Origin of the sequence: Streptomyces sp. NPDC048361 (assembly GCF_040651795.1) — a bacterium.
Lineage (GTDB): Bacteria > Actinomycetota > Actinomycetes > Streptomycetales > Streptomycetaceae > Streptomyces.
On sequence record NZ_JBEZKW010000013.1, the window covers coordinates 116552 to 128433 of the forward strand.

7 protein-coding genes and 1 pseudogene are annotated in these 11882 nt (G+C 67.9%); 3 read left to right on the forward strand and 5 right to left on the reverse strand.

Features of this window, described 5'->3' with window-relative positions:
• Window positions 1–147 precede the first annotated feature (147 nt).
• Genes AB0D31_RS10225 through AB0D31_RS10235 form a run of 3 tightly spaced genes read right to left on the reverse strand, consistent with a single transcriptional unit; the run spans window position 148 to window position 5233 of the window.
• Window positions 148–591, reverse strand: coding sequence for a hypothetical protein (locus AB0D31_RS10225; protein WP_362719719.1), 444 nt, complete (start codon window positions 589–591; stop codon window positions 148–150).
• Window positions 588–4853 carry an RHS repeat-associated core domain-containing protein gene (locus AB0D31_RS10230; protein ID WP_362719722.1) on the reverse strand — a complete coding sequence of 1422 codons (4266 nt, stop codon included), beginning with the start codon at window positions 4851–4853 and terminating at the stop codon, window positions 588–590. The genes AB0D31_RS10225 and AB0D31_RS10230 overlap by 4 nt, the downstream gene beginning before the upstream one ends.
• Window positions 4850–5233 carry a hypothetical protein gene (locus tag AB0D31_RS10235; RefSeq protein WP_362719725.1) on the reverse strand — a complete coding sequence of 128 codons (384 nt, stop codon included), beginning with the start codon at window positions 5231–5233 and terminating at the stop codon, window positions 4850–4852. The genes AB0D31_RS10230 and AB0D31_RS10235 overlap by 4 nt, the downstream gene beginning before the upstream one ends.
• Window positions 5234–5324: 91 nt before the next feature.
• Between AB0D31_RS10235 and AB0D31_RS10240 the strand changes: the two are divergent.
• A pseudogene (locus tag AB0D31_RS10240) lies at window positions 5325–5801 on the forward strand (IS630 family transposase); the annotation flags it as partial.
• A gap of 905 nt (window positions 5802–6706) precedes the next feature.
• Here AB0D31_RS10240 and AB0D31_RS10245 read toward each other — a convergent pair.
• Window positions 6707–8062, reverse strand: coding sequence for a class I SAM-dependent RNA methyltransferase (locus tag AB0D31_RS10245; RefSeq protein WP_362719728.1), 1356 nt, complete (start codon window positions 8060–8062; stop codon window positions 6707–6709).
• Between the two features lie 142 nt (window positions 8063–8204).
• Window positions 8205–10250, reverse strand: a complete 2046-nt coding sequence (locus AB0D31_RS10250; protein ID WP_362719731.1) for an APC family permease — start codon at window positions 10248–10250, stop codon at window positions 8205–8207.
• Window positions 10251–10477: 227 nt separating this feature from the next.
• Here AB0D31_RS10250 and AB0D31_RS10255 point away from each other — a divergent pair, with 227 nt between their 5' ends.
• Window positions 10478–11146: a TrkA family potassium uptake protein gene (locus tag AB0D31_RS10255; RefSeq protein WP_362719734.1), complete on the forward strand. Its 669-nt coding sequence runs from the start codon at window positions 10478–10480 to the stop codon at window positions 11144–11146.
• Window positions 11146–11814: a TrkA family potassium uptake protein gene (locus AB0D31_RS10260; RefSeq protein WP_267056856.1), complete on the forward strand. Its 669-nt coding sequence runs from the start codon at window positions 11146–11148 to the stop codon at window positions 11812–11814. Before AB0D31_RS10255 ends, AB0D31_RS10260 begins: the two co-directional genes overlap by 1 nt.
• Window positions 11815–11882 lie beyond the last annotated feature (68 nt).

An 11882-nucleotide genomic window follows, 5' to 3' on the forward strand; every position in this document is an offset into this window, starting at 1 on the left:
AACCACACATAATCCGCTGCCACTGCGGCGGGCTCCCTCGTCCGCTACACCCTCGAATAGAACCCTTTGCGTTGCGTATCAATATGTCGGAGCCCTGCCTGGATGACAGTGCCAGTAGGCATCGAGCTACCCGTTGACACGAGGCCATCATGAGCGGACCGCCGTCGTTAGGAAATTGTTCAGTGCAGCAAGATAGTCGACCTTGACCGCATCCTGCGAGGGAAGCAACGCGAGCCCCCAATCCGCCAGTTCCGACGCGGCTTCGGCCACGGACTCCGCGAGATCGCTGCGGCTGACCCTGGCAATCGCCCCGTTCTTCCACGCCACGGAGATTTCCTTCTTCCCCTGCCGGAACACCAACTCGAAGGACGTGTCGACTCCCGTGAAGGTCAGCGTTTTTCCTGCGCCGACAAGGAAAGCCCCGAGGTCATCGAGCAGCTGCGTCACGGATAGGTAAATCATCATGCCCTGATCCGGGACATGTCCGACGCTGGAGGCTTCCCCAAGATCGCCCTTGCAGACCAGGTCGCCCAGGTCAAACCCGCTGGGGGCGCCTTGCCCCGGCCGCACGGAGAACCTGAAATCGATCAAGGGGTAAAGCTCCTTCCAACAGGGAAGAATGTGATGATCCTGTTTCCGTCAGAAGAATCTACGACGAGTCGGAAACGGGCTCTCATTCCATTCACAATCATCCGCTTTTCGAATGTCTGGATTGTTCGACTGGGGTCGGAAACTCGCGTGCCTCCGTCCATGATTTTTTGTGCGGCTTCTTCGACCTGCGCACGTGTCGTCGATGGCGGTAGGAGATCACCGTGGCCTGAGGCGCTGTTACCCGCAATATGACGTTCATCGATATGCTGCCATCCCTGTTTGGGGTTTCCGTCCTCCATTCGAGGGGGTGTGCGGCAGAGCGCCAAACCATACGGATCGATCCACGCATGCGGGTTGGGACCGTACCAGTACGGGTTCGGCCCGCCCTTCAAGCCGAGGGGATCAGGACTTGCGTAGCGGGAAATCTCGGGATCGTAGTAGCGAAAGTGGTTGTAGCTCAGTCCCGTCTCCGAGTCCGCGTACTGCCCCGGAAATCGCAAAGGGCAGTCCGTCTCGGCATCATTCGCAGGAGCAGGAAGCCTTGTTCCCCACACACTCGTGCGGCGCTGCCAGGACAGCTTGCCTTCGGGTGAGATCAGTTCAGCCGGGGTGCCGACGGCATCGGTGATGACCCCATGGAAATGGGGCGTGTAGTCCGCCGGCGGGTCTTCGACCAGCAGGGAGAGGAAGGACACCCCCTCCTCGCGGACCACTGGCCTGTGGTCTGTCTGGGTTAGGGGGCGGTGGGTGCCCGGTTCGTAGTCCCAGGTGGTGCACCCGCCGTCGGGCGCGCTCTGTTCGGCGAGCCGAGCCACGTCCCAGGTGAACTCCGCGCGCTCGGCAGTCGATCCGTCGTCGGCGACTCGGTGTTTCGAGATGCGGCGGCCGAGGGGGTCGTAGGCGTACCGCCAGCGCGTACCGTCGGGAGTGGCGGCCTCTGTCAGCCGGTCCTCCGCGTTCCAGACGTATGTCCAGGTGTGCCGCTGTCCGTTGAGGAGCTTGCGGGTCTTGCGGGTCAGGCGGCCCTGGGCGTCGTGCTCGTACGTCGTGCGGCCGGCTCGGCGTATGAGGGCACCGTCGAACTCGCGGTCTCCGACGGACTCGTGGGCGGGCGCGATCGCCTGCGACAGGTTGCCCATCGCGTCGTAGGCATACGTCTCGGACCACCCATGGGCCCGGACGCCCGTGACGCGCCCCATCACGTCCAGATCGAACTTCCGTGTGCCGGAGGTGAGTTCGCGGATCTCGGTCAGGTAGCCGTCCGCACGGTAGGTGTACGCACGGTGCTGGAGGAGGCGGTCAGCGTCGGCACCTCCCGACTTCAAGGTCTGGGCCGTGAGCCGGTCGGTTGTGTCCCAGGTCTGACGGAGCGCCACGTCGCGGCCGATACGGCGTTCGGTCTCGCGGCCCGATGCGTCGTATGTGAAACTCAACTTGCCGTGCTCTGTGGCCAGTTGGGTGTGACGCCCGGCTGCGTCGTAGGTCCACTCGGACACCAGACCCGAGGGGGTGACCCGACGGGTCCGCCGTCCCAGCGGGTCATATGCGAAGGCCGTCGTTCGGCCGTTGACAGTTTCGGCGAGTTCACGACCGAGCGCATCGCGCCGGGTGACTACGTCGGCGTCTGCGTTGACAGCGCGGACGAGCTCGCCCGTCGCGTCGTACTCATACGTGGTCGCCTCGCCTGTGTCCGACCGCTGCTCGGTGACGCGCCCCATCGCGTCCCGGGTGAACGCCAGCGTCTCGCCCGCCCCGTTCGTGCGCGCGACCAGACCCCCCGCCGCATCGTGGGCATAGGCCAGCGTCCGGCCGTTGAAGTCTGTTTCCGCGACCAGCCTGCCCGCGTCGTCGTAGGCGTACGACCAGCTGAGACCTTGCGGGTTGGTGACTTCGGTCAGGCGGAGTTCGGTGTCGTAGGCGAAGGCGTAAGTTTTGCCGTCGGGGTCGGTGCGGGTGGCCGGTACGTCGAAGGGACCCGCTGTGTAGCTGGTCAGGTTGCCTGCCGCGTCGGTGTGGGTGAGGGGGTTGCCTTCGCCGTCCCACGTCCACGACTCCCGGCTGCCGTCGGCGTGCTCGTGCCACTCCGGCTTGCCCTCGACCGTCCAGCGCATGCGAACGACGTGGCCCATCGGGTCGGTCGCCTGCACGACACGGCCCCAGACGTCACGGCGCACAGCCGTGGAGTGGCCCAGCTCGTCGGTCACGGCCAGTGGGAGTCCGGCCGCGTTCGGTACGACCGCCCGGGTGTGGCCGAGGGCATCCGTCACGGCGACCAGATGCCCGGACTCGTCGTAGGTGCACCGCGTTTCGGCGCCGAGCGGGTCCGTCGTCGTGAGCAGGTTTCCTGCGGCGTCGTAGGTGTGACGCCAGGTCACGCCGCCTGGGTCGATGACCTCGACCGGCTGTCCCAGGGCGTTGTACGCGGCCCGCGCGACGGACCGGTCGGGCAGGGTGAGTTCGATGAGGGCGCCGGCTTCGTCATAGGTGTACCGCGTGGTCCGTCCCAGTGGGTCCGTGATCGTCAGCGGCTTGTCGCCGCGATCGTCCCAATCGGTGCGGGTGGTGTGACCGAGCGGGCCGGTCTCCTCGACGACCATTCCCTCGGCGTTGCAGCGGTGGGTCGAGCGGCGGCCCAAGGAGTCCGTGTAGGTCGTGGTGCGCGCGGTCTCGTCGTACGTCAGCGAACCCGAGAGAATGCCGTCGATGCCCTCGGTACGGGTGACGCGGCCGCGCTCGTCATAGACGTAGGTGAACCAGGTGCCGTTGCGGTCGGTCCACTTGGTCATGCGGCCGGCGTCGTCGTAGGCGAAGGTGAGCGGCAGGCCGCTGGAGTTGATGACCTCGCTGAGGTTGCCCGCTTCATCGTAGCCATAGCGCATCACGACGGTGCCGCCCTCGCGGGTTGCGTTCGAGGTGTAGGCGTTCGGCGCTTGGTCGAGCAGGCGCAGGGCGGTGATGCGGGGGCCTTCGGTGTCGACGGCAACGTAATAGCCGCCCGAGTGGCGCAGGCCCATAGGGATGCCGTCGGTGGTGCGCTCCACGTCGATGCGCATGCCGTTGCGGTCGGACCAGGCGTCTACCGGGAGATGGAAGGTGCCGAACGATCCCGACGGGAAGGGAGTGGTGAAGGTACGGGTGATGCCGGTGTCCGGATCGGTGACAGTCATGACGCCGTCCGGCTTGCCGTCCCATTCGAGAGGCCAGCGCGGACCGGTCACCGGCAGGGTGGGCACGCCTGGTTTGGGGACGGGGTAGACCAGGCGCATGCCGTCGGCGGAGGCGAACACGACACCCTCGCCGTCGATCTGCATGCACTCGTCCAACGTCGATATCCAGGTGGGTCCGAAACAGACGCCACCGCGGTAGGAGGACAGGTGCGTGCGCTGGAAGATGAGCGGCAGGGTGGCGGGCAGGGTGAGGTCGGTGGCCGTCATCAGCATCGCGCCCGTGGCCACATCGATCGGCTCGCCCACACAGGGGATGCGATCGCTGTTCCGGGCGGCCGTCCCCAGATCCACCAGGTCGGGGCGCAGCGATGGCACGCGCATCAGCTGATCCGCCATGGAGGGGCTCGCCCCGGCCCGCAGCACACCGCTGCCCGCGCCGAGCGCGCCACCGTAGAGCATGCCGTCCTCAGCGGCCCGGTTGACCTCGTCCAGGTTGAAGCCGTGCTGGAAACCCGCCGCCATGTTCAAGGGCTGGGCCACCGCGGCGTCGATGGTCACGTTCTCGACGCCGGCGAACGCTGCCGTGACCACGGTCTCCGCGACGATCTCGGCCACGGTGGCGGACACCGCGACACCAAGCGTGGCGCCGAGTTCGATGACGGCATCCGCGGCCACCGTGGCCGCTCCGGAGGCGATGCCGGCGGTGAGGATGGCGGCGGTGACGCCGGCGGCGATCACGACCGCGTCGATGGCGATGTGTTCCCAGAGCTTGTGGATCGCGTCGTCGATGGCGTCGGCGAACTTGTCCAGAAACTTGGCCATTGCCCGGGCCGAGACAGCCAGATCGCCCAGCCAGCCGGCGTCCTTGTCTTTGGCGTACTGGGACCAGAACGTGTCGAACGCCTCGATCGATTCGCCCTTGTTGTGGTGGATGAGCGAGCGCGCCGTTGTGTTCGTCGGACCGCGTACGTCGTCGACCGAGTCGGCGAATGTCCGCCAGGCCGATGCCGCGCTGCGTAGCGTCCCGGAGTTGGCGTCGGGCCACCACAGGCCCATCTTCAGGAGGATGTGCTTGGCTGTGTCCTCGACGCTCAACGTTCCCCCGCACTGTCGCCGCTGTCCTGGTGGGGAACTTTCACCTTGGTGAACATGCCCTCGATCAGTTTGTCGTTGTCGACATGACCGTCGGACAGGTCGACCAACGCCTCATGGATGCTCGTGAGACCCAGGACAAGGATGCCCGTCGCGCTCTCGATCTTCTTCTGCACCGGCGCGTAGACGTCCTCGAACTCCTTGCCCTGCTTGTCCTCACCCCAGGGCTTACCCAGACCGTCCAGCGTGGTGATCAGCGTGGTCAACGCCTCGCTCAGATTCTTGGCCTGCTCCTGGAACACCGGCGCGGCGCTCTTGATATCCGCGGTCCTGATCTGCAGCACCATCTCGGGGACCTTGCCGCCCCCGCCGCCCTCGCCCATGCAAACACTCCCCCGTCGCATACGTATGCGGCAACAACCCTAGAGACCCGGCCCCAAGGGAGAGTCAAGCCGATGCCATGCATCGGCAACGACCGAGCAGGGCGTGGGCAAGTACCTGCGCCGCTGGGGCCTCTCGTTCCAGCGCCCGGACAAGCGGGCCATCGAGCAGAGTCCCGAGGCGGTGCGGGTGTGGGAGGAAGAGACGTGGCTGGCGATCCGCGCCAAGGCGAAGACCGAGGGGAGCGAGGCGCTCTTCGCCGACCAGGTCGGAATCCGCTCCGACCAGGTCACCGGCCGAACCTGGGGCGAGGAGGGACGCACCCCGATCGTGCGCCGCACAGGCAACCGGTTCTCCGTCAACGCTACGTCGGCGATCAGCACCAAGGGCCGCATGCACTTCATGGTCTTCACCGAGACCTTCGACGCCGACATGATGTGCCGCTTCCCGGACCGCCTCGCCGGACACTTCACGCACAAGGTCCACCTTGTCCTGGACGGCCACTCCGCCCACCGCTCCCGCAAGGTCCGCGCCCGGCTCGCCGATCACCCCGACCGGATCGAGCTGCATCGACCATTTCACTAAGCCGTCCCAGGGTGCGGCGCCGGTTACAGGTATCTTTCCGACGGACTCGACCTTCCGTCTCCTGGGGATTTGGGTTCATTCCTCGGTGACACGGACACGCCCCTCGGCGAGCAGCCGCTCGACCAACTCGGTCGCCGTGGCTCGTCGCGCACGAGCGACGGGCCGTTCGGCGTAGGATACGGAGCTACGCCCGCGCCCAGCAGGCCCGGCGAATGCCGCCCGGTCGCCCCCTTCAGCCGACGTCGGCTCCTCAGGGCGATGACCGTGTCGAAGGTAGTGGCGACCACTCTCGGTGACCTTCACGAGCGCTTCCGCACCACCCCGACTGATCCTTAACAACCCTCGATCACGCAAGGCATAAGCCGACCGCCAATCCTCCGGCGCCAGGCGGCGGGACGCTCCTCACCGGCCGCGAGCCGCTCGAGCAGTGCGCGTTGCCGTTCATTCGGGCCAGACCGTCGATCCACGATCACCAGCCCACAGAGCACCCGTATGCCCTGTACAGAGCCGAAAGAGTGGCTCCCGTCCGGTGGGAGTTCTCTGGGACTTTCCTGGGACTTCCGGCCACATCAGCCAGCACGAGCATGAAACAACCGAAAGGGCATTCATGCAGGTCAACGACCTACGACAGCAAGACCCCGCAGGTCACCGCGCTGACTGGTCTCTTCTGCGACATCTGACCAGCAGGACTCAGCCGGTCGGTGCTCAGCGTCGCCAGCCCTCGTCGCCCCACCGGCGGTTGCCACCTTGACAGGGCCTGACCTGCCCGCGGATGCGCCTGACGCCCCATCAGAACGAGCGTCAAACGAGCGTCACGAGCGTCATTTCAGCGTCAAGATATCGCCCGTAACGCCCGCACCGCACATAATGCCCATCGACAAAACCGCAGGTCAGGCGGCCTTTGCGATGGGTTCGAGGATGGCGACGCACTCCACATGATGGGTCATCGGAAACAGATCGAACGCCCGCAACGTCCGCGGCTTGTATCCCGCCTCCGCGAAGTACGCCAAGTCGCGGGCGAGGGCGGCCGGGTCGCAGGCTACGTAGGCGATGCGGCGGGCGCCCAGGGCTGCGAGGTGTTTCACCGTCTGCTTGCCGGCGCCCGCTCGGGGCGGGTCCAGGACGATCAGGTCCGCCTCGCTGATCTTGGTGCGGGGCAGGACCTGGTCGACCTTGCCCTGTTCGATGCGGACCCGGGGCAGATCCGCCAGGTTGTGGCGGGCGTCCTCCACCGCGCGCTTGGAGGACTCGATGCCGAGGACCGCCCCGGTCTCGCCGACGCGCTCCGCGATCGCGCCCGCGAACAGGCCCACGCCGCAGTACAGGTCGAGCGCCATCTCGCCCTTGCGCGGCATCAGGCCCTGCATGACCGCCTTCACCAGGGTGTCGGGTGCCTGCGGGTGGACCTGCCAGAAGCCGCCCATGCCGACGCGGTAGGTGCGCCCGTCCGCGCGCTCGCGGACGAAGGCCCGGCCGTGCACGCGGTGGACTCCGCCGTCCTTCTCCTCGACCCGGAGGACCGAGACCGGCTTGTCGAGTTCGACCAGGGGCAGACGGCCGCCGGGGTTCGGGGTCAGGACGACCTGGCGGTCGTGCGAGCCCGAGGACGCGATCGCCTCCACCGTGGCCAGCTGCGGCCACTCGCGCTTCTCGACGCCCAGTTCCGTCACGCCGGGAGCGGCAATCATGCAGTGGTCGATGGCCTCCACGTCGTGCGAGCGGTGCTTGCGCAGGCCCGCCCGGCCCTCGTCGTCGATCGCGTACTGGACGCGGGTGCGCCACGCCGGGACCTGGCCCGCGGGAAGCTTGTCACCCTCGGCCGGCATGACCGTGCCGTCCCAGCCGGCCTCCTCCGGGGTGAGGCCCGCGAGGCGCTGTAGCTGCTCGGCGATGACCTCGCCCTTGAGGCGGCGCTGCGCGCCGGGCTTGGCGTGCTGCCAGTCGCAGCCGCCGCACTTGCCGGGGCCGGCGTAGGGGCACGGGGCCTCGACGCGGTCCTTGGACGCCTCGACGACCCGTACCGCGTCCGCGCGCAGGAAGCGCGAGTCGGCCTCGCCCTCGGTGACGCGGGCGACGATCTTCTCGCCGGGCAGGGCGTGGCGTACGAACAGGACGCGGCCCTCGGCGGTGCGGGCGATGCAGTGGCCACCGTGCGCGACGGGGCCGACCTCGACCTCGTACTCCTCCCCGACCAGCGACGACGGCGAAGGCTCAGACGCCGACGGCTCGGATGCGTTGTGCTGCATGGGTGGGTGACTCCAGGGTTGAGGGAGGAAACGGCGGCGGCCGGGTGAACAGCCCACCAGTCTACGTGGGTGTCGCCCGGCCGCCCGCCACAGGCACCGCCCGGTCCGGCGCCGGACCGGCCCCCGCCCGGCGCCGCCCCGCTCAGCCCTTGTTGCTCGGCTCCTTCGGGCGGGACACCGGGCCGCGGCGCACCGCGCCCGGCGCGTTCCAGTCCGCCCGCCTGCGGGCCCGCTTCTTGGCGGCCTCCGAGGACTCCAGCTGGTAGGGGACGGAGGTCACCATCACGCCGGGGGTGAACAGGAGGCGGCCCTTCAGTCGCAGCGCGCTCTGGTTGTGCAGCAGGTGCTCGTACCAGTGACCGACGACATACTCGGGGATGAATACGCTGATCGCGTCGCGCGGGCTCTCGCGGCGCAGACCCCGTACGTACTCGATGATCGGCCGGGTGATCTCGCGGTAGGGCGAGTCGAGGATCTTGAGCGGTACGTTGATGCCGCGCCGCTCCCACTCCTCCTTGAGCGCCTTCGTCTCGGCCGGGTCGACCGAGATCGATAGGGCCTCCAGCTGGTCCGAGCGCATCAGCTTGGCGTAGGCCAGGGCGCGCAGGGTCGGGCGGTGAACCTTGGAGACCAGCACGATCGAGTGCACCCGGGAGGGGCGCAGGCTGTCGTCGGAGGGCTCGTCGGGCGCGGCGATCTCGGTGGCGACGCGGTCGTAGTGCTTGCGGATCGCGGTCATCGTTCCGTAGAAGATGACCATGCCGAGCAGCGCGACCCAGGCGCCGTGGGTGAACTTGGTGGCGAGGACGACCACGAGGACCAGGCCGGTGAAGAACGCGCCGAACGCGTTGATCGCACGCGAGCGGACCATGTGGCGGCGCTTGGCCTGGTCGGTCTCGGTGGCCAGGTGACGGTTCCAGTGCCGGACCATGCCGGTCTGGCTGAGCGTGAACGAGACGAAGACGCCGACGATGTAGAGCTGGATCAGCCGGGTCGAGTCAGCGCCGTAGATCACGACGAGCAGGACCGCCGCGCCGGCGAGCAGCACGATGCCGTTGGAGAACGCGAGGCGGTCGCCGCGGGTGTGCAGCTGGCGCGGCAGGTAGCGGTCCTGGGCGAGGATCGAGCCGAGCAGCGGGAAGCCGTTGTACGCGGTGTTCGCGGCGAGGAAGAGGACGAGCGCGGTGGCCGCGGCCAGCACGATGAACAGGAAGCTGCCGTTGCCGAAGACGGCCTCGGCGACCTGGGAGATCACCGGGTTCTGGACATAGCCCGAGCCGAGCGGCGAGCCGTTGTGCAGCAGGTCCTCGGCGGGCTTCTCCACCATCCGGACGTGGGTGGTCATGGCGAGCACGATGATGCCGCAGAACATGGTGACGGCGAGGCCGCCCATCAGGGCGAGCGTCGTGGCGGCGTTCTTCGACTTCGGCTTGCGGAAGGCGGGGACGCCGTTGCTGATCGCCTCGACGCCGGTGAGCGCCGCACATCCGGAGGAGAAGGCGCGCAGCAGGAGGAAGACCATGGCGAAGCCCGCGAGGCCCTGGTGTTCGGCCTTGATCGTGTAGTCCGCGGTCGGCGCCTTCATGGCGTCGCCGAGCACGAGCCCGCGGAAGGCCCCCCAGGCGATCATGAGGAAGACACCGGCGACGAAGACGTACGTCGGGATGGCGAAGAGCTTGCCCGACTCCTTCATGCCGCGCAGGTTCATCAGCGTCAGGAGCACGATCACGGCGACCGCGCAGAGCACCTTGTGCTCGACGATGAAGGGGATCGCGGAGCCGAGGTTCTCGATGCCGGAGGCGATGGAGACGGCCACGGTCAGGACGTAGTCGACGAGCAGCGCGGAGGCGACGGTGAGTCCCGCCTTCGGCCCGAGGTTGGTGGTGGCGACCTCGTAGTCACCACCGCCGCTCGGATAGGCGTGCACGTTCTGCCGGTAGGAGGCGACCACGGTGAACATCAGCACCACGACCGCGACCGCGATCCAGGGGCTGAAGTGGTACGCCGACACACCCGCCACGGACAGCACCAGGAGCACTTCTCCAGGCGCGTACGCAACGGACGAGAGCGGGTCGGAGGCAAAGACGGGAAGTGCGATGCGCTTAGGGAGGAGCGTTTCTCCCAGCTTGTCGCTGCGCAGCGCCCGGCCGATCAGGATCCGTTTGGGCACGTCGGTCAGTTTGGACACGCAGAGGATCGTAAGCGCTCTGTCCGGATAAGGCGCACCCGCCTCCCCCATGCTGTGTCCGCGATACGGGCACTGCATGAGTGCATCCCCGGGCGGGCCGCATAAGCTCATCAGGCGGCAACGTGGATTTCTGTTGCCACGCTGTTGCCCGGCTAGCCGAGAAGGAAGTAGTGAGCAGGGTGTTTGCGCAGGTCATCGGGGCGACCAGGAGTGCGGGGTAAGGGGACGTGCACATCGTCATCATGGGCTGCGGGCGAGTGGGAGCCGCTCTCGCGCAAGCCCTGGAACAGCAGGGGCACACCGTCGCCGTGGTCGATCAGGACCCGACGGCCTTCCGCCGCCTGGGGTCCGGTTTCGGCGGCCGCCGGGTCACCGGCGTCGGCTTCGACCAGGACACCCTGCGCGAGGCGGGCATCGAGGAGGCCGGCGCGTTCGCGGCGGTCTCCAGCGGCGACAACTCCAACATCATCGCGGCCCGGGTGGCGCGCGAGATGTTCGGCATCGAGAACGTGGCGGCGCGGATCTACGACCCGCGGCGCGCGGAGGTCTACCAGCGTCTCGGCATCCCCACGGTCGCCACGGTGAGCTGGACCGCCGACCAGATGCTGCGGCGGCTGCTGCCGTCCGGCGCGGAGCCCCTGTGGCGTGACCCGAGCGGTGGCGTCCAGCTGGCCGAGGTGCACACCTCGACGGCGTGGATCGGCCACAAGGTCAGCAAGTTGCAGGAGGAGACCGGCGTACGGGTCGCCTTCCTCACCCGGCTGGGCGAGGCGGTCCTGCCGACCTCCCAAACGGTGCTCCAGGAAGGCGATCTGGTGCACGTGATGATGCGTACCGACGAGGTCGAAAAGGTCGAGGCGGCGTTCGCCCAGGGCCCCGAGGAAGGCGGTCACTGATGCGCGTGGCGATTGCCGGGGCCGGCGCGGTGGGCCGTTCCATCGCGGGCGAGCTCCTGGAGAACGGGCACGAGGTGCTCCTCGTCGACAAGGCGCCCACCGCCATCTCGGTGGAGCGGGTCCCGCTCGCGGAGTGGCTGCTCGCGGACGCCTGCGAGATCACCTCGCTCGACGAGGCGGCGCTTCAGCGGTGCAACGTGGTCATCGCGGCGACCGGCGACGACAAGGTGAACCTGGTCGTCTCGCTGCTCGCGAAGACCGAGTACGGGGTACCGCGGGTGGTGGCCCGGGTCAACAACCCGAAGAACGAGTGGCTCTTCAACGAGTCGTGGGGCGTGGACGTCGCCGTCTCGACGCCGCGTCTGATGTCGGCGCTGGTCGAGGAAGCGGTGAGCGTCGGCGATCTCGTACGGCTGCTGCGCTTCAGCCACGGCGACGCCAACCTGGTCGAGCTGACGCTGCCACCGGAGTCCGCGATCGCGGGCACGCAGGTCGGGGACGTGGCCTGGCCGGAGGACACCTCGCTGGTCACGATCATCCGGGGCACCCGGGTGCTCACGCCGAGCCAGGAGGAGACCCTGGAGGCCGGCGACGAGCTGCTGTTCGTCGCCGCGCAGGCGCGCGAGGAGCAGCTGGAAGACCTGCTGTCGGTACGCCGCCAGAGCTGACCGAGCGATACGGCGAGGGGCCCGGAACGGTGACGGACGCTGACTCTGTCGGGGATCTTGGTGGTCTG